The sequence below is a fragment of the Pseudorhodoferax sp. Leaf274 genome (assembly GCF_001422445.1).
GTDB lineage: Bacteria > Pseudomonadota > Gammaproteobacteria > Burkholderiales > Burkholderiaceae_C > Pseudorhodoferax.
In genome coordinates this window covers 213179-236160 of record NZ_LMNA01000003.1, presented here as the reverse complement: position 1 = coordinate 236160, position 22982 = coordinate 213179, and the positions used below count along the sequence as shown (strand labels likewise).

The following is a 22982-nucleotide window of genomic DNA, read 5'->3' as shown; positions in this document are numbered from 1 at the left end:
GCGGGCGTGGTGCGCAACCTACAATTCGCGCCCATGAGCCTGTCGACGATCTCCGCCCTTTCCCCGCTGGACGGCCGCTATGCCGCCAAACTCGCGCCGCTGCGCCCCCTGATGAGCGAACACGGCTTCATGCACCGGCGCGTGCAGGTCGAAATCGCCTGGTTCATCGCGCTGAGCGACGCCGGCTTCGCCGAATTCAACCCGCTGACGCCCGGCGCGCGCACCTACCTGCTGGGCCTGGTCAAGAACTTCAGCGAGGCCGATGCGCTGGCCATCAAGGACATCGAGAAGACCACCAACCACGACGTGAAGGCCGTGGAGTACTGGATCAAGTCCAAGTTCGAGGCCCGGCCCGAACTGCTGGCCGCGGCCGAGTTCGTGCACTTCGCCTGCACCAGCGAGGACATCAACAACACCAGCCATGCGCTGCAACTGAAGGCCGCACGCGAGACCGTGCTGCTGCCCGCGCTGGACGCCATCCTGGCCAAGCTGCGCGAGATGGCCCAGGCGTTCGCCGACGTGCCCATGCTGTCGCGCACGCACGGCCAGACCGCCAGCCCCACGACCGTGGGCAAGGAAGTGGCCAACGTGTTCCGCCGCCTGGAGAAGGCGCGCGCGCAGATCGCCCAGGTGGAGCTGCTGGCCAAGATGAACGGCGCCGTGGGCAACTACAACGCCCACCTGTCGGCCTGGCCCGAGTTCGACTGGGAGGCCTTCAGCCGCCGCGTGATCGAGACGCCAGAGCCGCTGGGCCTGGGCGTGACCTTCCAGCCCTATAGCATCCAGATCGAGCCGCACGACTACATGGCCGAGCTGTTCGACGCGGTGGCGCGCGCCAACACCATCCTGGTGGACTGGTCGCGCGACGTCTGGGGCTACATCAGCCTGGGCTATTTCAAGCAGCGCCTGAAGGCGGGCGAGATCGGCTCGTCGACCATGCCGCACAAGGTCAACCCGATCGACTTCGAGAACGCCGAGGGCAACCTGGGCCTGGCCAATGCGCTCTTGCGCCACCTGTCCGAGAAGCTGCCCGTGAGCCGCTGGCAGCGCGACCTGACCGATTCCACGGTGCTGCGCAACATGGGCGTGGCGCTGGGCTACGCATCGCTGGCCTACCAGTCGCTGCTGACCGGCATGAACAAGCTCGAACTGAACCGCGAGGCGCTGGACGCCGACCTGGACAGCTCCTGGGAGGTGCTGGCCGAGCCGATCCAGACCGTGATGCGCCGCTTCGGCGTGCAGGGCGCCTACGAGAAGCTCAAGGAAGTGACGCGCGGCAAGACGGTGGAGGCCGCCGACCTGCACGGATTGATCCAGTCGCTGGAGATTCCCCAGGCCGAGAAAGACCGCCTGCTGGCCATGACGCCGGGCAGCTACATCGGCAAGGCCGTCGAACTCGCCAGGCGCGTCTGATGGCTGTGGCCCCCACGCTCCGCACTTCGTGTCGTCGCTGCCTCCCGAGGGGGCTGATCCGCCTTGGGGCGGCCGGGCGGCGGATCTGATGGCCCTCAAGTCCACGGTCTTCAAGGCCGCGCTGTCGATCGCCGACATCGACCACGGCTACTACGCCGACCACCAGTTCACGCTGGCCCGCCACCCGAGCGAGACCGACGAACGCATGATGGTGCGGCTGGCCGCGCTGGCGCTCAATGCGCACGCGCTGCAGACGGTCTGCCACGGCGACGGCACCCTGGGCTTCGGCGCCGGCCTGTCCGACCCCGACGATCCGGACGTGATCCTGCGCGATTTCACGGGCCAGGCCCGGCTGTGGATCGAGGTCGGCCTGCCCGAGGAACGCGCGCTGGCCAAGGCCTGCGGCAAGTCCGACGCGGTGGCGGTCTACGCCTACCAGAGCTCCGCCGAGATCTGGTGGCAGGGCATCCGCGGCAAGCTCGCGCGGCAGGACAAGCTGACCGTCTGGCGCATCCCCACGGCCACCAGCCAGGCCCTGGCCGCGATGGCCGAGCGCAGCATGCAGCTGCAGGCCACCGTGCAGGACGGGCAACTGCTGCTGTCCGATGCGACGCGCAGCCTCGAGCTGGCCTGCGAACGGCTGGTGCCCTGATCAGGCGTCGTCGGGCTCGGCGTCCGTCTTCTCGGTCGCCCGCTCGGCATAGCGGTTGAAGCGCCAGGCCTGGCCGTGCAGCGTGATGCGGCGCCAGGTGGCGCGCTTCTCGGCAGGCGACATCTCGGGCCACAGCTGCACTTCCTCGAAAGTCCGGCCGCAGCCCTTGCAGTCGTCGTCGCCCTGGCTCGTGGAGCAGATCGCGATGCAGGGCGTATCGGGCTGCGTGGCATACCAGTCGAGCCAGGCCTGCCGTGCCTTGGCGGGCATGGTGGCCTCGTCGGCCTCGTCCTCGTGGTAGTACACCATCAGCGCATAGACCTCGGCCAGGGCCCGCAGCTCCGGCCCCAGGGTCACGCCGTCGGGCGAGGGTGTGCGTTCGCGCCAGTGGTTGATGGCGGCTTCGATGTCGGTGATGTGGATGCCTGCCATGGGGCGCGGATGATAGCGCTGTGAGCGCCTTTCAGCCGCCTCGTCAAGCCCCTTTTGCGGCGCGGGGACTTGCAAGCAAATGCTGCAGCGGATGCTCTAATCCGCGCCGCGAAGGGGAGTAGCTCCCACCGGCCGCGACACACAGGGAGGCAATCCGTTGAGGAGAGCTGCCGCAGCCGTTTTCGACCGAGCCGTCATTACGAAGCATGACTTCCGGCAGGTCGGGCAGACATCGGACAACCACATGCCGAGCAAGACCTTCGATCCAAGCCCGAAACGGGTGGGTCGAGGTGCGCTTGTGGTGGCATTGCATTCACCAACTCCGCCAGGCTCGCCTGTTTCTGGTTGTACTTGATCTACAACACGGAGAGTTTTGTTCATGGAGTTCATGTCTACCGCCTGGTGGTCGGCGTTGCTGGCCATCATCCTCATCGACCTGGTGCTGGCTGGCGACAACGCCATCGTCATCGCGCTGGCCGCCCGCAACCTGCCGCCGCACCTGCAGAGGAAGGCGGTGATCTGGGGCACCGTCGGCGCCATCACCGTGCGCGCCGTCATGACGGTCGGCGTGGTCTGGCTGCTCAAGGTCCCCGGCCTGATGCTGGTCGGCGGCATCGGCCTGGTGTGGATCGCCTACAAGCTGCTGGCGGACAACCAGGGCGGCGACGCGGACCACGGCCCCATGGCCACCACCTTCTGGGGCGCCATGAAGACCATCATGATCGCCGACGCGCTGATGGGCGTGGACAACGTGCTGGGCGTGGCCGGCGCGGCGCACGGTGCCATGGACCTGGTGGTCATCGGCCTCCTGATCAGCGTGCCCATCGTGGTGTTCGGCAGCACCATGGTGCTCAAGCTGGTCGAGCGATTCCCCATGATCATCAAGGTTGGTGCTGCGGTGCTGGCCTTCACGGCTGCGAAGATGATCGTCAACGAACCGGTGCTGGGCGCGACGTTCACGGACAATCCCGCGCTGCGCTGGGGCCTGACGGCCGCTGTGATCCTGGGCGTGCTCGGCGCTGGTTGGCTCAAGGAGCGCAGCAGCGCGGCCAAGCAACAGGCCGCCTGAGCCAGGCCTAGAACGGGCATGGGGCTGCGGCGGCAGCCTCATGTTCTTGTACGAACCGCCGAACCAGGAGGCCCCCATGGAAACGGTCATTGTTTACATCGACGACGCGGCCTACGCCAGGCAGCAACTGGCCTCTGTGCTCGATGCCGGCGCCACCGACACGCAACTGCCCCCGGTCCACTGGGTGCTGGTGGCCTGCGCTCCGCGCATGACCCACCGCATCAGCAAATGGGTCAGCCACAGCGCGCGCGAGAACTGGCGCGCCAAATGGTCGGACAAGCTGTTCAACGAGGTCTCGCCCTGGCTGCGCCAGCGCGGCGACCGCATCACCGAAGTGCTGGCCAAGGGGCCGCTGACAGAGCTGCAGGCCCAGCTGGCCGGTGAGCACCGCACGCAGCACCTGCTGGACGCGCGCCGGCCCAAGCTCGGCCACGACATGCAGCCGGTGGTGGCACCGGCGGAGGCGCCCGCCCCCAGCAAGAAGCAGCCGCCCTGGTCCTTGCCCGGCGCGATTGCCGGCATCTTTGGGCTGGTGCTGGTGCTCGCGGAGTAGCCAGCGCGCCCTGCGCAGGCCGGCCGCGGGCCGTCAACGTTCGGCCAGCCGCTCTTTCTCCTGCTCCTTCACGATGGCTTCGATCTGCCGCGCCCGGGTGTCGATGATCGAGGCCTCGATGTGGTCGCCCGGCGCATTGCCCTGGCGCGGCCCGCGCGCGTAGTTCTGCGCGGCCTTGAAGCGGTCGAGCGCGCCAGCGTAGTCCAGCCGCGCGACCTGCTGCTCGGCCTCGGCCCGGATGGCGCGCAGCGTCTGCCCCTGCTGCGCATAGGCACTGGCCAGCTGCTGCCAGGCGGCCGCGTCGCGCGCATCCAGCACCACGCGGGCCTGCAGGCGTTGCGCCACCTCGGCCGCGCCGCCGCTGCGGATCTGCAGGGGGGCGGCGAGCAGCAGTTCGGGCCGGCCCGCCAGATTCGCAGGAATGGCGGCCAGCGCCGCCAGCGCGCCGGCCACATCGCCGGATGCTGCCCGCACCTCGGCATCCAGCAGCGCAGCCTGGCGCAGCGCCTTGGGGTCGGCCTGCACCGCCGCGCGCAGCCGCGTGACGAGGCCGCGTGCCGCCTCGTCGTCGCGCAGGCGGCTGGCCGAGAGCGCCCCCGCATACAGCACCGGCGCAGCCTGGGCCGCGGGCACGTTGCCCAGCGTGCCGGCCTCGCCGACCCACGAGCGCAGCCGGTCCGGCCCCGGATTGGACAGCACGCGCGCGCGCGCGGCCATCATGCCGTGCACGAGGTCGGGTTGCGCCGCAGCGGGCCGCCGTTCCAGCAGGGCCTGGCGCGCCTGCATGTCGGCCATCCGCTCGGTGGTCAACGGGTGGCTGCGCAGGTAGGGGAACGCGCCGTTGTCGTTGAGCTTGCTGGCCTGCTGCAGCTTGTCGAACATGCTCACGAAGCCCGCCGGGTCGAAGCCGGCCTGCGTGGCCACGCCGTAGCCGATGCGGTCGGCCTCGCGCTCCATGTCGCGCGAGAAGTTCAGCTGGCTCTGCACCGCCGCTGCCTGGCTGCCCATGATCATGGCGCCGGCTGCGTCCGGGCTCCTGCTGGCCGCCAGTGCGCCCAGGATCATGGCGCCGATGGCCCACGGCGTGACGCGCGAGGACTGCTCCATGAGGCGAGAAATGTGGCGCTGCGTCACGTGGGTCAGCTCGTGTGCCAGCACCGAGGCCAGCTCGTCGCGCGAACTGACGGCGCCGATCAGGCCCAGGTGCAGCCCCAGGTAGCCTCCCGGCAATGCGAAGGCGTTGATGGTGCGGTCGCGGCCCATGAGGATTTCCCAGGCATAGCGCTCGTCCTGCTCGGAGGTCAGCTCGCCGCGCTGCCGCGCCGCCGCCAGCAACGGCTGCCAGATGCTCTGCACATAGTCTTCGAGCACGGCGTCGTCGATGAAGTCCGGGTCGCGGTAGAGCTCGCGCGCGATGCGTTCGCCCAGCCGGCGCTCGGCCGACGTCGTCATCGAGCTGCCATCGCCCAGGCTGGGCAGGCCCTGGGCCGAGGCCAGGGTCATGGAGCAGGCCAGCGCCACGCAGGCCAGGCGCTGCGCACCGCGCAGGAATGTGGAAACCATGCCCTCTATGATGCGCGATCCGGCGCCGGGTTCAGTCCACCGGCGCATCGCCCTTGCCGTTTTCCGCCCCTCCAGCCCATGAGCACGCTGACACATTTCGACACCCACGGCCAGGCCCACATGGTGGACGTGGCCGACAAGCCGGCCACGCGCCGCGTGGCCGTGGCCACCGGCCGCATCGGCATGCTGCCCGCCACGCTGGCGCTGATCCGGCAAGGCAGCGCGAAGAAGGGCGACGTGCTGGGCATCGCGCGCATCGCCGCGATCCAGGCCGCCAAGAAGACCAGCGAGCTGATCCCGCTGTGCCACCCGTTGGCGCTGACGCGCGTGGCCGTCGAATTCGCATGGCCTGGCGATGGCGATGCCGCAGCCTGGATCGATTGCATGGTGACGGCCGAGACCATCGGGCCGACCGGCGTGGAGATGGAGGCGCTGACGGCCGTGCAGGTCGGCCTCTTGACCATCTACGACATGTGCAAGGCGGCCGACCGCGGCATGGTGATGACGGACGTGCGGCTGCTGGAGAAGCGCGGCGGCAAGTCGGGGGACTATTTGGCTGGTGGATCGGCGGGCTGAGCCGCCTGCCAGCGCGCGTACGCGGTCGGAAACGCGGCGGCGAAGCGCGGCAGGTGGAACGCCACCTCGCCCTGCAGGCCCAGCAGCTGCGCGCTTTCCAGCAGCTTCTCGATGACGCGCGGCTCCGGCGAGAAGTGCAGCAGCTCGGTCGCCAGCGCGTGCATAGACGCGGCGTTGTCAGGGGTCACCTCCGCCACGCTGAGCGCCGCGAAACGCACCTGGCGCTGGTAGAGCCAGCTCTGCTGCGCCTTGGCCAGCGTGTCGTCGCGGTAGGCGGGCGCACGCTGCGCGGGGGGCAGGTAGATCTGGCTGATGCGCCGGTAGTCCCAGGCGGCGTAGGCCACGAGGGCGAGCGCCAGCACAGCCAGCAACGTGGGCGCTTGGCGCATGGCCGCCGGGGCGGGCGCGCCGGCGGGATCGTCGCGCCACAGCAGGCCAAGGCACAGACCCAGGGCCAGCTGGAACGGGCCATACCAGAGCGGGTATTCGAGCAGGCTGTGCACCCCGATCACGGCCAGAACCATCCAGGCGGCGCGGCGCACGGCATCGGTCTCGCGCCAGGGCCTGGCCCGCACGATCCAGACCAGCACGCCGCCACACACCAGCAGCGCGGCCGGGATGCCCAGTTCGACGGCGAGGTGCAGCGGCAGGTTGTGCGCGTTGTCGAGGATGTCGCAGAAGCGCGGGCCGTCGTACAGCGTCATGTAGTGCGCGTAGTCGAGTTCGCCCCAGCCCCAGCCCAGCCAGGGCTTCTGCGCGATCAGGTGCAGCACGTTGCGCCACAGGGTGATGCGGCTGGAGCACAGGGCGTCGCCTTCGCGCAGGCGGGAGAACATGCCGTGGGTGGAGGGGTCGAGGCCGGCGAGCCAGGGGAGTGCGAGGGTGGCGATGGCGTAGCACACGAGCATGCCGCCCAGCCAGGCCAGCGTGCGCCCGTCGCGCCGCCAGAGCAGCGCCGCGCTGGCCAGCACCCCAAGTTGCAGCAGCCCGGTGCGCGAGGCCGTGGCGGCGTTGGCGACCACCAGCAGGGCCATGGCGGCGGCCAACCATGCGGCCCGCCCTGGCGCGCAGCGCCGCTTCGACAGGACGCAGGTCGCCAGCAGGGCAGCCAGTGCGATGTTGGTCAGTGAGGCGAACTGGTTGCGCTGGCGCAGGTTGGCGAAGGCCTCGCCGGCAGGGGCCCAGTTGAGCCAGGGGGCGAACTGTTCAGCCTGGCCGAAGTACTGCAGCAACGCCATGACACCGCTCACTAGCGCGGCGGTGATCCACGGTAGCAGCGCGCACCACCAGGGCCAGGGCAGGGAGGCGATCTGGGCAAACGGAGGAAGGCGTCGCGCCAAGGCAGCGCCGATGGCGACCAAGAACAGGGCCCCGAGCAATGCAAGCGCCTCATAGGGGGGAAGCGCTGCGTCGCGCGGCCAAAGCGCGAGCACAAGCAGCCCCGCCACGCCTGACAGGCAACACCATGCCCCTTGGGTGCAATCTCGACGAAGTTCCCATGGTGCGGCCATTGCAAGGGCGCTCCCGGCAGCAAATGCTGCGAAAAGCCAAGGGGGGACAGAAGAGACAGGCCCGTAGGTGAATGGGTTGAGCCATACAAGCGTACACACAGCTAGAGCAGTCACGGCCAACTTGACTCGAAGCGCTGCGCAAGCGCGCCGCTGGGCAGCCTGCAACTTCACGGTACTCGTGCGACGTTGAGCCGGGTGCCCGTCAAAACGCATCCAGCGGGATGAAGCCCACCACGTCGGCGCTGGCGCGGTCGAGGAGCACGGTCCAAAACGACCTTCGGCCGGCCAAGGGTAAATAGGCCAGGCCATCGATTGGCCGGCCGCTTTCGGCAACAGCCCTGTCGATGCGGGACGCATCCTCGCTACGGCGGCCTCTGAGGTCCGGTAAAGACCGGGCCACGGCCAGCACCGCAGGCCGAGCCTGGTCATAGGACTGCCAGAGGTCGGGCCGCGCACTCAATGGAACGCCCTGTAACGCCACCAAAGTGGCCTGCACCTTTTCCTGCTCGCTGCGAAAAGGACGCAACGCTAGCAGCGTCGGTCCGGTCCATGGAAGCACATCCACTCCGGCAGGCGCACGCGACCGCAATTCGTGCGGGACATCCACTGCGTGGACTACGCGGAAGCGGTCAATCTCGAAGACGAGATGCACCGGACGCGCAGAGAAGACAGTCCATACGCCGTAAACCAGCGCTGCGAGTTGGAGGACTCCGATCACCGCGAGGTCACGTCGCAACTCAAGCCTGGGCTTGGCGTGGTCGAATACAGCCAGAGTAAGCAAAGGACCCATCATCACGTCGACGCAGACGAGCAGGACGAAAAGCTCACGCCCGCCAGATATCTCTCGGTACGGGTAGGGATACCAAACGCCAAACACCAGGGCTGCCGCCAACGCGGCCACCAACAGACTGATTCCCAAATGGACGCCGGCAGCGTGCAGGCGTGATTGCAACGAGATCATGGGCTCATCATGCCGTCGGCACGTAGCAGCACTTGCTCACAGCTGTACCAATACGGCAGCAACTTCGGGATGCCCTTGCTGAAGCTCGCGCAACTCCTGTCGCGCTGCCTCGTAGTAGAGCTCGCCGAACATGCCGCGCACCACACGCAATTGCTGCACTGCACCGGCTGGATCCCCGTTCAACGCCAGGGCGTAGGCGTAACGCAGGTGCAGCGCACCCCACGGAAACCTCAACGCTACCTTGTGCAGCTGTTCGATCTCTTGCGATGTCATCCCCGGTCGGGGATGAGCACGTGACGCGCGGAGCATTTCGCCCAGGTGCGAAAGCAAATGGATCTTCGGCGCCTCATATTCAGCCGGGGTTTGCCCGATTCGCAGATTCTCGAAGCGTACGACGCGGAAATCCTCTTCAATCTGCAGGTACTCGTAGCAAATCCAGGCGCCGGCCACTGCCCAGGGCAAGATCATCGCCATCACCCATCGCCGCTTCAACACGGCGATACGTGTGTTGGGATGAAAAGCTTCGACGACCCCCACTAGCAGCCCTGCTAATACCAGGAAGTAGGCGTAAGCGAAGGGGAACTCCACTTGGCTATGCACAGCCAGCGGCAGCAAACCGGCGAGTGCGGCCACCGCTACGGGCGAGCGCACCGCAATAATCCGAGAAACTAACCACCAGCCCACAACGCCCGCAAATATCAGGCCGATGGGAACACCTGTCCAAGCCATTAGGTCAAGGACAACGTTATGCGCAAAGCTGTAAGTCATGGACCCTGGCACAAAAAGCGCGCCCGCCGCATGCGCCGTCGGAGTTTGGTTCCAACCGTAGCCCCACCATGGGGATTGGCCGATCCCAGCCAACACCTGACGCCAGATCTCAATCCTTTCCTGCGTGCGCGACATTGCTTCTACATCGCGGCCAGAGCCCAGTAGCAAGAACTCCGAGATGGTCGGTATTGCCACGGCAAGCAAGAGCACGGATGAAGCCCAAGCCATCACTGGCAAGCGTTGCAGACGCTGTCCTTTCACGAGCAAGAACACGGCGATTACCACCACGCTCAGCAGCGCCGCGCGGGACTGGGTTAAAACCAAGGGCAGAGTGAGGAACGCGATATACACACTGAACACGCTGCGGCCGAGCCGGCGCGTCTCGAACAAGTGCAACATGGCGGCCATGCCCATTAATAACAGCGTGCCCAACTGGTTTGGCTGGCCCATGTTGCCCAGGGCACGGTCGCCGATGTCGGATTGGACCACGTACATGCCGAAGGGCAGAGTCATCTGCAGCCATTGCAGTAGACCGATCAGGCCGGACATGCCAGCGGCGAGGGCCACAGTCCATGACAACGCGTCCAACCATGGACCCGTCGAACGTCCCCACATAAAGCCAACCAAGACCATGGCCGCGAGCGTCAGCAAATAGATGGACACCATCAGAGCATCGCTGGCGAACAAGCCAATCCCAAGGGCCCACCATACCCAGGCCAAACAGGCTGCCAGCAATGCACATCGTCCGATCCGGGGCCAAGCTAGGGCAATGTCATGGACGAGCAATTGCCCTGCAAGTAAAAGCAAGGCGCCGGCACAAGCCAGTGCCTCGGAATGGAAATTTACCCAGGGGCGATAGTGGTCATATGCGAGCCATGACAGGCCGAAAAGCAATAGGCCCAGAATGCGAAAGCGATCAGCACACATGAAAAAAGCGACCGAAGTCGCTTCTCTCTTAGGTAATCCGATCAAACTCAAGTCGCGCGGCACGAGCCGGGGAGGTACTTTGCCTGCACAGTGCCTGGACCACACACCCAGCTATTGACCGTCGTACCAAGAGCCGGCTGTGCGCATGCGGCAAAAGTAGTGGAAGCTGCGGCACAAGGCTTCATGAGAATGGTGCCATCTGCCCCCGTGGCAATGCCCTGCGATGTAATCGTGATCACAACGCCACTGGCTGTCCCAGTTCCGCCCGGGGTCGATGCGCTGGTAGCAACCGACGCGACATACTTCGTCCCGGAGCCGGTGCTGACCTCGCAGCCCCAACCGTTGGCGTTAATTGTCGTCCCAGAAGCAGCCGATTGGATCGTCTCTGTGATGCTAGTCCTGCATGACGAACCCGCCAAGATCGCCTCCGACACCTTCGCTCGCGCCGTGTAATCCTGATACGCCGGCAACGCCACCGCCGCCAGGATGCCGATGATCGCGACCACGATCATCAGTTCGATCAGGGTGAAACCCTTCTGCAGGGTGCGCATGGAACGCTTCATTCGGAACTCCTCAAAACTGGTGGTGAGACAACCGGCACCTCTGTGCAGGTTGCGTGCCAGCTTCGAATCGTGTCCTTTGGAGCCTGGATCGCGACATTTCGCTCGCTTTTCCAGCGCCGCCGGGGGTCAGAGCCGCGCGCTGCCGCCATTTATGGAAGACGGCCCCGACGTTTTTGTCACATCGGTCAGCGCGATCCCGGCCGCGGAGTCGGCGCGGGGCCGCGCGATTCCAGGTGCCGGAACGTGATGCGGCCCTTGGTCAGGTCGTAGGGCGACAGCTCCAGCGAGACGTTGTCGCCGGCCAGGATGCGGATGCGGTGCTTGCGCATCTTGCCGCCGGTGTAGGCCACGAGCTGGTGGCCGTTGTCCAGCGTCACGCGGAAACGCGAGTCGGGCAGCACCTCGTCGACCTTGCCGCGCATCTCGATCAGTTCTTCCTTGCTCATTCAAAATTCCTCACAGGGGCCGTGCTGCAGGCGCACGCACAGCGCTAGGGTTCAACACAGTGCCCGGCCGCGGACGGCCGCGGACGGCCGGGTACGCACACGCCAGGCAACGGCATGCCGCCTGGCAACAGTGGGACGGGAAAGGGAGAAGCGCCGACCCGGGCGTTCGTGGCCCGCAAGAACCGACGAACTGGCGATCGGCGCAGCCAGCCGGTCAGAGGCAGGTCGGGGCGGCGCGACGCGCCGGACGACTGCACCGCATCGGCAAGCTGCCGGGCGGCGAGGGCAGCAAGTGTAGCCGGCATGGCCCATCGGCGTATGGCAGTGGCGTGGCAACGGCCTGCTGGGCCGCGCGCGAACCATGGCGGCGCAGGGCCGCGCCAGCCGGCCCCGTCGCGTAGACTGCGGCGCCGCCCGCACCGTTGCGGCGGGCCCTTTTGCATGAACGCCCCCACGCCACCCGCTCCCCCGGCCATCCGCCGCATTCCCAAGGCCGCCGTGCCGGCGCCGGCCGGCGCCACCGAGTCCGTGCGCCTGAACAAGCGCATGGCCGACATGGGCCTGTGCTCGCGCCGTGAGGCCGACGACTGGATCGAGCGCGGCTGGGTGCGTGTGAACGACCAGCCGGCCACCATGGGCCAGAAGGTTGGCGCCGCGGACCGCATCACCGTGGAACGCGCAGCCCAGGGCCAGCAGGCGCGCCAGGTCACGATCCTGCTGCACAAGCCGATGGGCTATGTCAGCGGCCAGGCCGAGGACGGCCACGCCCCGGCGGTGACGCTGGTGACGGCCCAGAACCGCTGGGCCGAAGACCGCGCGCCGACGCGCTTTGCGCCCACGCAGCTGCGCGGGCTGGCGCCGGCCGGGCGGCTGGACATCGACTCCGTGGGCCTCCTGGTGCTGACGCAGGATGGCCGCATCGCGCGCCAGCTGATCGGCGAAGACGCGCACATGGAGAAGGAATACCTGGTGCGCGTGCAATGGGGCGATCTGGCCCAGGATGTGCGCGCCGCCTTCCCGGCGCCGCAGCTGGCGCGGCTGCGGCACGGGCTGTCGCTGGACGGCAAGCCGCTCAAGCCGGCCGTGGTGGAGTGGGAGAACGCCGAGCAGCTGCGCTTCGTGCTGACCGAGGGCAAGAAGCGGCAGATCCGCCGCATGTGCGAGCAGGTCGGCCTGAAGGTGGTGGGCCTCAAGCGCATCCGCATGGGGCGGGTGGTGCTCGGCCGGTTGCCGCCGGGGCAGTGGCGCTACCTGGCCCCCGGCGAGAGCTTCTGATTCAGTCGTCGCTGAGCACGGCCTGGTAGATCAGCGCGCCGAGCACGGCGCCGACGATGGGCGCGGCCCAGAACACCCACAGCTGGCCGATGGCGCCGGTGCTGGCGAACAGCGCCGGGCCGGTGCTGCGCGCGGGGTTGACCGAGGTGTTGGACACCGGGATCGACACCAGGTGGATCAGCGTCAGGCACAACCCGATCGACAGCCCTGCGAACCCGCCCTGCGCGCGCTTGGCCGTGCTGCCCAGGATCACGAGCAGGAACACTGCCGTCAGCACCACCTCGGCGACCAGCACGGCCGTGAGCCCGTACTTGCCGGGCGACAGCTCGCCGAAGCCGTTGCTGGCGAAGCCGCCGACCTCGAAGCCCGGCTTGCCGCTGGCGATCAGGTACAGCACGCCGGCGGCGGCGACGGCACCCAGCACCTGGGCGACCACGTAGCCCGGCAGCTCGGCCCAGCGAAAGCGCCCGCCCACGGCCAGCCCCACCGACACGGCCGGGTTGAAGTGCCCGCCCGAGATCGGCCCGAAGGCATAGGCGCCGGTCAGCACCGTCAGGCCGAAGGCGAGCGACACGCCCAGCAGGCCGATGCCGACGCCAGGAAACGCGGCGGCCAGCACGGCACTGCCGCAGCCTCCGAAGGTGAGCCAGAACGTGCCGAGGAATTCGGCTGTCCACTTCTTGATGTTGCTGTCCATTTGTTGGTCTTTCTTGAGGAGGATGAAGTGCACACGCACGGGAGCCCAAAATTGTCAGCACGGCATTGCATGCAACCCGTTACGGGAAATGCGCACTTTGTAACCAGTTGGCCGGCCGCGACGGATTAGTTCACGGACTTGAAGACTTTCGCGCCGCCCATAATTGCGCCCCTGCCCGGCGCGCCGTCCGGGCGCCGACCCGACACCACCACAAGACATGACCAAGCAAACCCTGTCCTTCCAGGCCGAAGTGGCCCAGCTGCTGCACCTCGTCACGCACGCGCTCTATTCCAACCCCGAGATCTTCCTGCGCGAGCTGATCTCCAACGCCTCGGACGCCTGCGACAAGCTGCGCTTCGAGGCGCTGAACGACGGCAAGCTGTACGAGGACGCGCCCGACCTGCAGGTGCGCGTGAGCTTCGACAAGGCCGCCAAGACCGTGACGATCACCGACAACGGCATCGGCCTGTCGGAGGCCGAGGCGATTGCCAACCTGGGGACCATCGCCAAGAGCGGCACCAAGGAATTCATGGGCAAGCTGTCGGGCGACCAGAAGGTCGATGCGCAGCTGATCGGCCAGTTCGGCGTGGGCTTCTACTCGGGCTTCATCGTTGCAGACAAGATCACCGTGGAATCGCGCCGCGCCGGCCTGCCGGCCGACCAGGGCGTGCGCTGGGTCTCCGGCGGCACGGGCGACTTCGAGGTCGAGACCATCGACCGCCCGCTGCGCGGCACCAGCGTCACGCTGCACCTGCGCCCGGAGGCCGAGGAATACCTCAACACCTGGAAGCTCAAGTCCATCATCGGCAAATACTCCGACCACATCTCGCTGCCCATCCTGATGCGCAAGGAAGAGTGGAAGGAAGGCGAGGAGGGCAAGGGCGGCGACATGGTCCTGCTTGACGAGTGGGAGACCGTCAACAAGGCCACGGCGCTGTGGTCGCGCCCCAAGAAGGACATCACGGCCGAGGAATACGCCGAGTTCTACAAGCAGATCAGCTACGACCACGAGGCCCCGCTGGCCCACTCGCACAACCGCGTCGAAGGCGGCACCGAGTACACGCAGCTGCTCTACATCCCGGCCAAGGCGCCGATGGACATGTGGAACCGCGACAAGAAGGGCGGGCTCAAGCTCTACGTCAAGCGCGTGTTCATCATGGACGAGGCCGAGGCGCTGCTGCCCAGCTACCTGCGCTTCGTCAAGGGCGTGGTCGACTCGGCCGACCTGCCGCTCAACGTGAGCCGCGAGCTGCTGCAGGAAAGCCGCGACGTGCGCGCCATCCGCGACGGCAACACGCGCCGCGTGCTGTCGATGCTGGAAGACCTGGCCAAGAAGCAGAAGACCGCACCCGAGAGCCAGGAAGGCAAGATCGACGTGGGTTCGGGCGATGCCGTGCCGGCACCCGAGCCGACCGAGGCGCTGAACAGCGATGTCACCGACGTGCAGGACAAGACCGCCACCGCCGCCGATGCCGCCGCGCAGTTCGCCGACGAATCGGAGAAGTACGCGCGCTTCTACGCCGAGTTCGGCTCGGTGCTCAAGGAGGGCCTGGGCGAGGACTTCGCCAACCGCGAACGCCTGGCCAAGCTGCTGCGCTTCGCGAGCACGCAGTCCGACGCGGTCAACGTGTCCTTCGCCGACTACAAGAGCCGCATGAAGGAAGGCCAGGAGGCGATCTACTACATCACCGCCGACACGCTGGCCGCTGCCAAGAACAGCCCGCAACTCGAGGTCTTCAAGAAGAAGGGCATCGAGGTGCTCCTGATGACCGACCGCGTGGACGAGTGGGCGCTGAACTACCTCAACGAGTTCGACGGCACGCCGCTGCAATCGGTGGCCAAGGGCGCCGTCGACCTGGGCAAGCTGCAGGACGACGACGAGAAGAAGGCCGCCGAGGAAGCCGCCGAGACCTTCAAGCCGCTGCTGGCCAAGCTCAAGGAAGCGCTCAAGGACAAGGCCGAGGACGTGCGCGTCACCACGCGCCTGGTCGATTCCCCTGCCTGCCTGGTGGTGCAGGACCATGGCATGAGCACGCAGCTGGCGCGCATGCTCAAGCAGGCCGGCCAGAGCGCGCCGGAGGTCAAGCCCGTGCTCGAAGTCAACGCCGAGCACCCGCTCGTGAAGAAGCTGGAGGGCTCCGTGCACTTCCACGACCTGGCGCACATCCTGTTCGACCAGGCGCTGCTGGCCGAAGGCGGACTGCCGGACGATCCCGCGGCCTACGTGCGGCGTGTGAACGCTTTGCTCGCCTGACGGTGCAACCGTAAATGCACCACCTTGCCGCCCGCATGGGCTCCACCCTCGCCCTGCTGGCCTGCGCCGGCGTTCTGGTCGGCTGCGCGGCGGGCGTGGGCATCAGCGTGCCCGTGTTTCCGGGCGTCTCGGTGGGGCTGGGCGTGGGGTCGGGCGGCAACGTCAACGTCGGCGTCGGCACGGGCGTGGGGCCGGTCGGCGTGGGCGTGGGCGTGAACCAGCGCGGCCAGGTCTCCGCGGGTGCCGGGGTGGGCGTCAGCACCGGCGTGGGCGACGGCGGCGCACGTGTCGGGGCCGGCGTGGGCACCGGCACGGTGATCTACGACCCCGAAGACAAGAAGCCGGGCAAGACCGACCCGCGCTGACGGCTGCCCAGGTCTGCTGGCAGTTCAGCCGCCACGGCGACGGCGCGACCACAGTGCGCCGCCCAAACCCAGGCCCAGCAGGGCCAGCGTGCCGGGTTCGGGTATCTCGTTGATGCGCAGATCGTCCATCGCGAAGTAGGGTGCATCGACCCCGTAGCCTGCCGGCACGCCACCGTCGGCCGCGAAGTAGAGCGCATCGACCTCCCAGCCGAACCGGAACACCGCCGGGCCGGTGGTGTCCGCCAGCACGGTCTGCTCGTACAGCACGGCGCCATCGCGCAGGCCCGTGACGTGGATGCGCAGGCCATCGAGGTAGACCGCCGTGAGCGCAACGCTGTTGAACAGGAAATCGCCCGCGCCGCCTGCGGGAAGCGCCATGCCCGACACCATCGCGGCGGTGCCGTTGTTGTTGAAGGCCACATAGCTGCCCGAAGTGGCCGCCCGTGCAAAGCCGCCTCGCCCGTTGGCCGCCGTGTCCTGCACCGCGACATTGAACCAGTTCAGGCCACCGTAGCCTGCCGGCACGAAGGCCTGTGCGGCCGCCGTCACGTCATCGAATGTCGCGACACTGGCCTGCGCTTGCCCGATGCCGCATGCGGCGCACAGCGCCAAAGCAAAAAATCTCATCAACCAACCTCGTTGTCATGGGTTCTTGTGGAAAGGACTCACACGACGAGGGGCGGCTCCTGCATGGCTTCGATCTGGTCCTGCAGCATGACGACCTGGCCTTGCCAGTAGTCGCTGCTGCCGAACCAGGGGAAGTTGGCTGGAAAGATCGGGTCGGCCCACCGCCGTGCCAGCCAGGCGCTGTAGTGGATCAGACGCAAGGTGCGCAGCGGCTCGATCAGCGCGAGTTCGCGCCGGTCGAAACTGCGGAATTGCTCGTAGCCATCCAGCAAGCCTGACAGTTGCAGTGTGCGCTGCCTGCGGTCGCCTGACAACAGCATCCACAGGTCCTGCACCGCGGGCCCCATGCGCGCGTCGTCCAGGTCGACGAAATGCGGGCCGCCGTCGGGCCGGTCCGTCGGCGTCCACAAGATGTTGCCCGGGTGGCAATCGCCATGCAGGCGCAAAGGCGCGATGCCCTGCCCGACCTGGGCCAGCGGACCGGCGGCGACGATCTCCAGCGCCTGCGTGCAGGCCTTGTCCCAATCGGCCTGGACGTCCAGCGGCACCATCTGGTGCGACAGCAGCCAATCGCGCGACGCGGTGCCGAAGCTTGCCAGGTCCAGCGCCGGCCGCGCGGTGAACGGCAGCGCGGCGCCGACGGTGTGGATGCGCGCGAGAAAGCGGCCGATCCATTCCAGCACCTCGAAATCGTCGAGCTCGGGAGGGCGGCCACCACGGCGCGGGCAGACGGAGAAGAAGAATTCTTCGAAGCGGTGCAACGTGGCGCCATGGACCACCAGCGGGCACACGGCGGGGATCTCCGCCTGGGCCAACGCAGCGCCGAAAGCGTGCTCTTCCAGCAGTTGCGCTTCGCTCCAGCGGCCGGGGCGGTAGAACTTGGCCACCACGACCTCGGGCGTGCCCTCGGCGGGATCTTGCAGCTGCACCTGGTAGACGCGGTTCTCGTAGGAACTCAGCGCCATGAGCCGGCCGTCGCCGACCAGGCCGATGCTGTCCAGCGCATCGAGCACCCTGTCGGGCGTGAGGCTGTCGTAGGGGTGACGCGCCGCGTCCGTGAAGAGGGTGTCGGAAGACATGGCGCGATTGTCGCCGGGGGCCGCGCAGGCACCCGGCGTCCAGGCCGTGTCAGACCAGCGTGATCTCGACGGGGATGTTGCCGCGCGTGGCGTTGGAGTACGGGCACACGCCATGGGCGGCGTCCACCAGCGCCTGGGCGGCTTCGCGCTCCATGCCCGGCAGCGAGACCTTCAGGCGCACGGCGATGCCGTAGCCCTTGGCGGTCGGGCCGAGGTCGACCTCGGCGTCCACGGCCACGTCGGCCGGCACGGTGATCTTCTTCATGCCGCCCACGGCCTTCATGGCGCCGATGAAGCAGGCCGAGTACCCGACCGCGAACAGCTGCTCGGGGTTGGTGCCGGTGCCCGAGGTGCCGGGCGAGCTCAGCTTGACGTCGAGCTTGCCGTCGGAGGACTTGCCGGCGCCGCCGTCACGGCCGCCCGTGGTGTGCGATTGGGCGGTGTAGAGAACCTTGTCGAGCGTGGTGGTCATGGTGACTCCTGGGAAAAGTGCTTCGGTCGAAGCGGTTGGGGATGGGCGATGCGGTTCAGGCGATGCGGTCGCGCAGTGTGCGCACCTGCTGTGTCAATTCTGAGATCTCGGCCAGCGTGCACTGGGTGGCCTGAAAGACGCAGGCCGGGACCGACAGCGCGCGGGCCTTGAGGTCGCGGCCGGCGGGCGTCAGGTGGACGTGCACGCGGCGCTCGTCCTCGACGGCACGTTCGCGCTGCACCAGGCCCGCGGCCTCCAGCCGCTTGAGCAGCGGCGTGAGCGTGCCGGAGTCCAGCCGCAGGCGGTCACCCAGCGTGGAGACCATGGGGCCGTCCTGTTCCCAGAGCACCATCATGGCCAGGTACTGCGGATAGGTCAGGCCCAAGGGCTCCAGCAGCGGCTTGTAGAGCTTGGTCATCGCGAGGGAGGCGGAATACAGCGCAAAGCACAGCTGGTGGTCCAGCTGCAGTGCCTGTTCGCCAAGGTCGGGTGTCGATGCCATGCGTGGATTTTATCTCGCAATTGAATTGCTCGCAATTCAATCACCAGTAACGGAATGCAAACACCGGCAGCAGCGGCTTCAACCCAGCAGGTCGAGAAGACGTGCCAGCCCGTGCTGCACCGTGGCGGCGCGCACGGCGGCGCGGTCGCCGTCGAAGCGGCGCGCCTCGCTGTGGGTGCCGCCCGGCAGGCACCAGCCGAACCAGACGGTGCCCACGGGCTTGTCGGCACTGCCACCGCCCGGCCCGGCCACGCCGGTCACGGCCACGGCCAGTTGTGCATGGGCATGGCGCACGGCGCCTTCGGCCATGGCGCGCACCACCGGTTCGCTGACGGCCCCGTGCTGCGCGATGAGGGCTGCGTCGACGCCCAGCAACTCGGTCTTGGCGGCGTTCGAATAGCTCACGAAGCCGCGCTCGAACCAGTCGCTCGAGCCGGCCAGGTCGGTGCAGGCGCCGGCGATCAGCCCGCCGGTGCAGCTCTCTGCGGTGGCCAGCATCAGGCCGCGCGCGCGCAGCACCTCGGCCAGCCGCACGACCAGCACGTCCACGGATTCGTTCACCACAACCACCTCCACAGGGCAAGGACCAACAAGGTACAGAAGGCCGCCACCAGGTCGTCGAACAGGATGCCGAAGCCGCCACGCGCGCCGAAGCCCTTGAACTGGCGGTCGGCCCACGCCACCGGCCCGGGCTTGGCGGCATCGAAGAAGCGGAACAGCGCGAAGGCGGCCAGCTGCCCCCAGAAGCCGGTGGGCATGACCAGCCACAGCACCAGCCAGAAGGCGACGATCTCATCCCAGACGATGGCGCCGGGGTCGGCCACGCGCAGGTTGCGCGCGCAGGTGGTGCAGGCCCACCAGCCCAGCGGCAGCGACAGCGCGATGACCCAGCCGATCTGCGCCGCGTCCAGGCGGCTCTGCAGCACCCAGTAGGCCAGCCAGGCCCACAGCGTGCCGGCGGTGCCGGGCGCCACGGGCGAGAGCCCGGAGCCGAAGCCCAGCGCAATCCAATGCGCCGGATGCGACAGCATGAAACGCGCGCTTGGCCGCAGAATCGGCGCGCGCAGCGCCGGGTCGGGCGCGGAGACAGCGGAGTCGGTCGTCATGGAAGCAGGCGATGGTAGCCGCGCGCTCCCTCTTCGATGCTGTGCGCCGCGTCCGTCCTTCGCCTTCACACCATGCAAGACACCATCGACCAAGCCTTCGCCCGCATCGCCGACCTGATCGCCCTGCACGCCCAGCGCCAGCCGCAGCACCTGGCCTTCGTCCAGGGCGAGGACAGCCTGGACTACGCCACGCTGGACCGCCGCATGGACCAGGTGGCCGTGGCGCTGCAGGATGCCGGCATCCGCCCCGGCGAGGCCATCGCCATCTGCTCGCCCGCCTCCATCGCCTACGCCACGGTGTTCCTGGGCGCGCTGCGCGCCGGTGTGGTCGTGGCCCCGCTGGCGCCCAGCACCACGCCGCAGGGCCTGGCCCAGATGGTGGACAACGCCGAGGCCCGGCTCGTGTTCGCAGACACCACGAGCGAGATCGCCACCGGCACGCTGAACCCGCCGCGCATCGCGCTGGACGACAACGCCGCCGCCGGCCAGCCGCTGGCCGACTGGCTGGCCGCCGCGCGCGCATCGGGCCGCAAGCCGCAGCCGGCGCCCGTGGAGCCGTCCGCGCCCTTCAACATCATCTATTCCTCGGGCACCACCGGCACGCCCAAGGGCATCGTGCAGTCGCACGGCATGCGTTGGTCCCACATCCAGCGCGGCCTGCAGTACGACTACAGCCCGCAAACGGTCACGCTGCTCTCCACGCCGCTGTACTCCAACACCACGCTGGTGCTGTTCCTGCCCACGCTGGCCTTCGGCGGCACCGTGCTGCTGATGGCCAAGTTCAACGCGCCCGAGTACCTGCGGCTTGCCGTGCGCCACCGCGTGAGCCACACCATGCTGGTGCCCGTGCAGTACCAGCGCCTGCTGGCCCTGCCCGACTTCGACGCGCACGACCTGTCCAGCTTCCGCTTCAAGTTCTGCACCAGCGCGCCGTTCTCGCCCGCGCTCAAGGCCGACGTGCTCAAGCGCTGGCCCGGCGGCCTGGTGGAGTTCTACGGCATGACCGAGGGCGGCGGCAGCTGCATCCTCGACGCGCACCTGCACCCCGACAAGCTGCACACCGTGGGCAGGCCGGCCGCCACCAGCGACATCCGCCTCATCGACGATGCCGGCAAGGAAGTGCCCACGGGCGAGGCCGGCGAGGTGGTCGGCCATTCGTCCGGGATGATGAACGGCTACCACCGCCAGCCCGAGAAGACGCGCGAGGCCGAGTGGTTCGACCCCAGCGGCAAGCGCTTCATCCGCACCGGCGACATCGGCCGCTTCGACGCCGACGGCTTCCTCGTGCTGTTCGACCGCAAGAAGGACATGATCATCTCGGGCGGCTTCAACATCTACCCGAGCGACATGGAAGGCGAGCTCCGCCAGCACCCGGCGGTGCTGGAAAGCGCCGTGGTCGGCGTGCCGTCCGAAGCCTGGGGCGAGACGCCGGTGGCCTTCGTGGTGCTGCGCCCGGGCGAGTCCATCGCCGCGGACGCGCTCAAGGACTGGGTCAACGCGCGCGTGGGCAAGACGCAGCGCCTGTCGGACCTGGTGTTGACCGAGGAGCTGCCGCGCAGCGCGATCGGCAAGATCTTGAAGCGCGAGCTGCGCGACAGCTGGGCCGGCGGCGCGCGCTGAGCCGCTCCCCTACGCGCCGCAGCGCACGTCGTCGCCGTGCGGCCGTGGCACCGGCGGGGCCCGGGCGATCCGGCGCTGCGCACCGGCTGAGGGCCCACGCGCGTTGCGGACTTGCCGATCCGGCGATCATCGCGTCGCCATCACAAGGAATACACATGGACAAGTTCGACCACGACCTGCTGGTGCTGGGCGGCGGCAGCGGCGGTGTGCGCGCAGCGCGCATGGCCGCACAGCGCGGCGCCCGCGTGGCGCTGGTGGAGGCCGCGGCGCTGGGCGGAACCTGCGTCAACGTGGGTTGCATTCCCAAGAAGCTCTACAGCTACGCGGCCGGCTATGCCGAGGCGTTCGAGGAGGCGGCCGGCTTCGGCTGGAACGTGCCCGCGCCGCGTTTCGACTGGGCCACGCTCAAGGCCAACCGCGCCAAGGAGATCGGCCGGCTCAACGGCATCTACCGCGACCTGCTCAAGGCGTCGGGCGCCGAGGTCGTCGAAGGCTGGGGCATGCTCTCCGATGCGCACACCGTACAGGTCGGCACGCGCCGGCTGACGGCCCGCCACATCCTGGTCGCCACCGGCGGCACCCCCTTCGTGCCCGAGATCGCCGGGCGCGAACTGGCGCTGATCTCCGACCAGATGTTCGACCTGGACCCGTTCCCCAAGCGGCTCGCGGTGGTCGGCGGCGGCTACATCGCCTGCGAGTTCGCATCCATCTTCCGCAAGCTGGGCGCCGAGGTCACGCAGCTGCAACGCGGCGGCCGCATCCTGTCGAGCTTCGACCAGGACATCAGCCGCTTCCTTGCGTCCGAGATGGGCAAGACCGGCATCGACCTGCGGCTGAACGCCCAGGTCGAGCAGATCGTGCGCCAGGGCAAGGGATTGCACCTGACGCTGGCCGACGGCAGCCTGCTGGACGTGGATGCCGTGCTGTTCGCCACCGGCCGGCGCCCCAACACGGCCAACATCGGCCTGGAGGCGCTGGGCGTGCAGCTGCAGGCCAACGGCGCGGTGGCCGTGGATGCGCACTACCGCAGCAGCGTGCCGTCCATCTTCGCGCTGGGCGATGTCTCCACCAGCATGCCGCTGACGCCCGTGGCCACGGCCGAGGCCATGGCGCTGGTCGACCACCTGCTGGGCCCGGCGCCCGGCAAAGCGGCGCGCAGCGTCTCGTACGACCACATCCCGACCGCCGTGTTCACGCATCCGCCGGTCGGCACCGTGGGCTACACCGAAGAGGCCGCGCGCGCCAGGTTCGGCCGCGTCACCGTGTTCCGCACCGAGTTCAAGCCGCTCAGGCACACGCTGTCGGGCAGTAGCGAGCGCACGCTCATGAAGCTGGTGGTCGACGACGCCAGCGACCGCGTGGTCGGCCTGCACATGGTGGGCGCGGACGCCGGCGAGATCGTGCAGGGCTTCGCCGTGGCGCTGCGCGCGGGCGCCACCAAGGCGGTGTTCGACAGCACCATCGGCATCCATCCGACAGCCGCCGAGGAATTCGTGACCCTGCGGGAGCCTGCACCCGAATAGTGCGTCGCCGGGGCACTGCACAATGGGC

General features: G+C 68.1%; 24 protein-coding genes. 10 read left to right on the top strand and 14 right to left on the bottom strand.

What is annotated here, in order from left to right; translation table 11 throughout:
• The first annotated feature begins 33 nt into the window (after nt 1-33).
• Both purB and ASF44_RS07925 read left to right on the top strand, forming a co-directional pair.
• Nucleotides 34-1413 (top strand): adenylosuccinate lyase, encoded by a 1380-nt coding sequence (purB, locus tag ASF44_RS07930; protein WP_056898744.1) that lies wholly within the window; start codon nt 34-36, stop codon nt 1411-1413.
• An 88-nt stretch (nt 1414-1501) separates the two neighbouring features.
• Complete coding sequence (locus ASF44_RS07925; protein ID WP_056898660.1) at nt 1502-2065, top strand: YaeQ family protein; 564 nt, start codon at nt 1502-1504, stop codon at nt 2063-2065.
• Here ASF44_RS07925 and ASF44_RS07920 read toward each other — a convergent pair whose 3' ends face one another.
• Complete coding sequence (locus ASF44_RS07920) at nt 2066-2497, bottom strand: DUF3717 domain-containing protein (protein WP_056898659.1); 432 nt, start codon at nt 2495-2497, stop codon at nt 2066-2068.
• A 379-nt stretch (nt 2498-2876) separates the two neighbouring features.
• Between ASF44_RS07920 and ASF44_RS07915 the strand changes: the two genes are divergently transcribed.
• Both ASF44_RS07915 and ASF44_RS07910 read left to right on the top strand, forming a co-directional pair.
• Complete coding sequence (locus ASF44_RS07915) at nt 2877-3566, top strand: TerC family protein (protein WP_056898743.1); 690 nt, start codon at nt 2877-2879, stop codon at nt 3564-3566.
• Between the two features lie 76 nt (nt 3567-3642).
• Entirely contained in the window at nt 3643-4119 is a 477-nt protein-coding gene (locus ASF44_RS07910) for a hypothetical protein (RefSeq protein WP_056898742.1), read from the top strand.
• 33 nt (nt 4120-4152) lie between these two features.
• Here the strand turns inward: ASF44_RS07910 and ASF44_RS07905 are convergent, their stop codons facing one another.
• Nucleotides 4153-5682, bottom strand: coding sequence for a M48 family metalloprotease (locus ASF44_RS07905; RefSeq protein WP_056898658.1), 1530 nt, complete (start codon nt 5680-5682; stop codon nt 4153-4155).
• A 78-nt stretch (nt 5683-5760) separates the two neighbouring features.
• Here ASF44_RS07905 and moaC point away from each other — a divergent pair, with 78 nt between their 5' ends.
• A complete protein-coding gene (gene moaC / locus ASF44_RS07900) occupies nt 5761-6258 on the top strand; it encodes a cyclic pyranopterin monophosphate synthase MoaC (protein WP_056898657.1) in 498 nt (165 codons plus the stop codon).
• Here moaC and ASF44_RS07895 read toward each other — a convergent pair.
• The 5 genes from ASF44_RS07895 to infA all read right to left on the bottom strand — a co-directional run bounded on the left by ASF44_RS07895 (nt 6231) and on the right by infA (nt 11434).
• Nucleotides 6231-7496, bottom strand: a complete 1266-nt coding sequence (locus ASF44_RS07895; RefSeq protein WP_235579162.1) for a PglL family O-oligosaccharyltransferase — start codon at nt 7494-7496, stop codon at nt 6231-6233. The genes moaC and ASF44_RS07895 overlap by 28 nt on opposite strands.
• 475 nt (nt 7497-7971) lie before the next feature.
• A complete protein-coding gene (gene tfpZ / locus ASF44_RS07890) occupies nt 7972-8730 on the bottom strand; it encodes a TfpX/TfpZ family type IV pilin accessory protein (RefSeq protein ID WP_056898655.1) in 759 nt (252 codons plus the stop codon).
• Nucleotides 8731-8766: 36 nt separating this feature from the next.
• Nucleotides 8767-10425 (bottom strand): PglL family O-oligosaccharyltransferase, encoded by a 1659-nt coding sequence (locus ASF44_RS07885; RefSeq protein ID WP_056898654.1) that lies wholly within the window; start codon nt 10423-10425, stop codon nt 8767-8769.
• A gap of 47 nt (nt 10426-10472) precedes the next feature.
• Nucleotides 10473-10976: a pilin gene (locus tag ASF44_RS30865; RefSeq protein ID WP_156374398.1), complete on the bottom strand. Its 504-nt coding sequence runs from the start codon at nt 10974-10976 to the stop codon at nt 10473-10475.
• A gap of 197 nt (nt 10977-11173) precedes the next feature.
• The gene (gene infA, locus ASF44_RS07875) at nt 11174-11434 is read right to left on the bottom strand and encodes a translation initiation factor IF-1 (protein WP_056898652.1); all 261 of its coding nucleotides are present in this window, start codon (nt 11432-11434) and stop codon (nt 11174-11176) included.
• Between the two features lie 441 nt (nt 11435-11875).
• Between infA and ASF44_RS07870 the strand changes: the two genes are divergently transcribed.
• Nucleotides 11876-12709: a pseudouridine synthase gene (locus tag ASF44_RS07870; RefSeq protein WP_056898651.1), complete on the top strand. Its 834-nt coding sequence runs from the start codon at nt 11876-11878 to the stop codon at nt 12707-12709.
• Nucleotide 12710: 1 nt separating this feature from the next.
• Here the strand turns inward: ASF44_RS07870 and aqpZ are convergent, their stop codons facing one another.
• Nucleotides 12711-13406 carry an aquaporin Z gene (gene aqpZ / locus ASF44_RS07865; RefSeq protein ID WP_056898650.1) on the bottom strand — a complete coding sequence of 232 codons (696 nt, stop codon included), beginning with the start codon at nt 13404-13406 and terminating at the stop codon, nt 12711-12713.
• A gap of 217 nt (nt 13407-13623) precedes the next feature.
• Here aqpZ and htpG point away from each other — a divergent pair, with 217 nt between their 5' ends.
• Nucleotides 13624-15660: a molecular chaperone HtpG gene (gene htpG / locus ASF44_RS07860; protein ID WP_056898649.1), complete on the top strand. Its 2037-nt coding sequence runs from the start codon at nt 13624-13626 to the stop codon at nt 15658-15660.
• A gap of 14 nt (nt 15661-15674) precedes the next feature.
• Nucleotides 15675-16025 (top strand): hypothetical protein, encoded by a 351-nt coding sequence (locus tag ASF44_RS07855; RefSeq protein WP_056898648.1) that lies wholly within the window; start codon nt 15675-15677, stop codon nt 16023-16025.
• Nucleotides 16026-16049: 24 nt separating this feature from the next.
• Here ASF44_RS07855 and ASF44_RS07850 read toward each other — a convergent pair whose 3' ends face one another.
• The 6 genes from ASF44_RS07850 to ASF44_RS07825 all read right to left on the bottom strand — a co-directional run bounded on the left by ASF44_RS07850 (nt 16050) and on the right by ASF44_RS07825 (nt 19811).
• The gene (locus tag ASF44_RS07850) at nt 16050-16574 is read right to left on the bottom strand and encodes a PEP-CTERM sorting domain-containing protein (RefSeq protein ID WP_235579161.1); all 525 of its coding nucleotides are present in this window, start codon (nt 16572-16574) and stop codon (nt 16050-16052) included.
• A 116-nt stretch (nt 16575-16690) separates the two neighbouring features.
• Complete coding sequence (locus ASF44_RS07845) at nt 16691-17731, bottom strand: serine/threonine protein kinase (protein WP_056898646.1); 1041 nt, start codon at nt 17729-17731, stop codon at nt 16691-16693.
• 49 nt (nt 17732-17780) lie between these two features.
• The gene (locus ASF44_RS07840; RefSeq protein WP_056898645.1) at nt 17781-18203 is read right to left on the bottom strand and encodes an organic hydroperoxide resistance protein; all 423 of its coding nucleotides are present in this window, start codon (nt 18201-18203) and stop codon (nt 17781-17783) included.
• Between the two features lie 55 nt (nt 18204-18258).
• A complete protein-coding gene (locus ASF44_RS07835) occupies nt 18259-18705 on the bottom strand; it encodes a MarR family winged helix-turn-helix transcriptional regulator (RefSeq protein ID WP_056898644.1) in 447 nt (148 codons plus the stop codon).
• A 78-nt stretch (nt 18706-18783) separates the two neighbouring features.
• On the bottom strand, nt 18784-19203 hold the full coding sequence (locus tag ASF44_RS07830) for a CinA family protein (RefSeq protein WP_056898741.1): 420 nt from the start codon (nt 19201-19203) through the stop codon (nt 18784-18786).
• 59 nt (nt 19204-19262) lie between these two features.
• On the bottom strand, nt 19263-19811 hold the full coding sequence (locus ASF44_RS07825) for a phosphatidylglycerophosphatase A (RefSeq protein WP_056898643.1): 549 nt from the start codon (nt 19809-19811) through the stop codon (nt 19263-19265).
• 72 nt (nt 19812-19883) lie between these two features.
• On the opposite strand from ASF44_RS07825, the gene ASF44_RS07820 reads away from it, so the two are divergent.
• Both ASF44_RS07820 and gorA read left to right on the top strand, forming a co-directional pair.
• On the top strand, nt 19884-21431 hold the full coding sequence (locus tag ASF44_RS07820) for a class I adenylate-forming enzyme family protein (protein WP_056898642.1): 1548 nt from the start codon (nt 19884-19886) through the stop codon (nt 21429-21431).
• 155 nt (nt 21432-21586) lie between these two features.
• Complete coding sequence (gorA, locus tag ASF44_RS07815) at nt 21587-22954, top strand: glutathione-disulfide reductase (protein WP_056898641.1); 1368 nt, start codon at nt 21587-21589, stop codon at nt 22952-22954.
• The last annotated feature ends 28 nt before the right edge of the window (nt 22955-22982 follow it).

What these genes read in the sequence shown, in the direction of transcription:
- purB (WP_056898744.1), top strand. Translation starts at nt 34, where the DNA reads ATGAGCCTGTCGACGATCTCCGCCCTTTCCCCGCTGGACGGCCGCTAT.
- ASF44_RS07925 (WP_056898660.1), top strand. Translation starts at nt 1,502, where the DNA reads ATGGCCCTCAAGTCCACGGTCTTCAAGGCCGCGCTGTCGATCGCCGAC.
- ASF44_RS07920 (WP_056898659.1), bottom strand. Translation starts at nt 2,497, where the DNA reads ATGGCAGGCATCCACATCACCGACATCGAAGCCGCCATCAACCACTGG.
- ASF44_RS07915 (WP_056898743.1), top strand. Translation starts at nt 2,877, where the DNA reads ATGGAGTTCATGTCTACCGCCTGGTGGTCGGCGTTGCTGGCCATCATC.
- ASF44_RS07910 (WP_056898742.1), top strand. Translation starts at nt 3,643, where the DNA reads ATGGAAACGGTCATTGTTTACATCGACGACGCGGCCTACGCCAGGCAG.
- ASF44_RS07905 (WP_056898658.1), bottom strand. Translation starts at nt 5,682, where the DNA reads ATGGTTTCCACATTCCTGCGCGGTGCGCAGCGCCTGGCCTGCGTGGCG.
- moaC (WP_056898657.1), top strand. Translation starts at nt 5,761, where the DNA reads ATGAGCACGCTGACACATTTCGACACCCACGGCCAGGCCCACATGGTG.
- ASF44_RS07895 (WP_235579162.1), bottom strand. Translation starts at nt 7,496, where the DNA reads ATGGCGTTGCTGCAGTACTTCGGCCAGGCTGAACAGTTCGCCCCCTGG.
- tfpZ (WP_056898655.1), bottom strand. Translation starts at nt 8,730, where the DNA reads ATGATCTCGTTGCAATCACGCCTGCACGCTGCCGGCGTCCATTTGGGA.
- ASF44_RS07885 (WP_056898654.1), bottom strand. Translation starts at nt 10,425, where the DNA reads ATGTGTGCTGATCGCTTTCGCATTCTGGGCCTATTGCTTTTCGGCCTG.
- ASF44_RS30865 (WP_156374398.1), bottom strand. Translation starts at nt 10,976, where the DNA reads ATGCGCACCCTGCAGAAGGGTTTCACCCTGATCGAACTGATGATCGTG.
- infA (WP_056898652.1), bottom strand. Translation starts at nt 11,434, where the DNA reads ATGAGCAAGGAAGAACTGATCGAGATGCGCGGCAAGGTCGACGAGGTG.
- ASF44_RS07870 (WP_056898651.1), top strand. Translation starts at nt 11,876, where the DNA reads ATGAACGCCCCCACGCCACCCGCTCCCCCGGCCATCCGCCGCATTCCC.
- aqpZ (WP_056898650.1), bottom strand. Translation starts at nt 13,406, where the DNA reads ATGGACAGCAACATCAAGAAGTGGACAGCCGAATTCCTCGGCACGTTC.
- htpG (WP_056898649.1), top strand. Translation starts at nt 13,624, where the DNA reads ATGACCAAGCAAACCCTGTCCTTCCAGGCCGAAGTGGCCCAGCTGCTG.
- ASF44_RS07855 (WP_056898648.1), top strand. Translation starts at nt 15,675, where the DNA reads ATGCACCACCTTGCCGCCCGCATGGGCTCCACCCTCGCCCTGCTGGCC.
- ASF44_RS07845 (WP_056898646.1), bottom strand. Translation starts at nt 17,731, where the DNA reads ATGTCTTCCGACACCCTCTTCACGGACGCGGCGCGTCACCCCTACGAC.
- ASF44_RS07840 (WP_056898645.1), bottom strand. Translation starts at nt 18,203, where the DNA reads ATGACCACCACGCTCGACAAGGTTCTCTACACCGCCCAATCGCACACC.
- ASF44_RS07835 (WP_056898644.1), bottom strand. Translation starts at nt 18,705, where the DNA reads ATGGCATCGACACCCGACCTTGGCGAACAGGCACTGCAGCTGGACCAC.
- ASF44_RS07830 (WP_056898741.1), bottom strand. Translation starts at nt 19,203, where the DNA reads ATGCTGGCCACCGCAGAGAGCTGCACCGGCGGGCTGATCGCCGGCGCC.
- ASF44_RS07825 (WP_056898643.1), bottom strand. Translation starts at nt 19,811, where the DNA reads ATGACGACCGACTCCGCTGTCTCCGCGCCCGACCCGGCGCTGCGCGCG.
- ASF44_RS07820 (WP_056898642.1), top strand. Translation starts at nt 19,884, where the DNA reads ATGCAAGACACCATCGACCAAGCCTTCGCCCGCATCGCCGACCTGATC.
- gorA (WP_056898641.1), top strand. Translation starts at nt 21,587, where the DNA reads ATGGACAAGTTCGACCACGACCTGCTGGTGCTGGGCGGCGGCAGCGGC.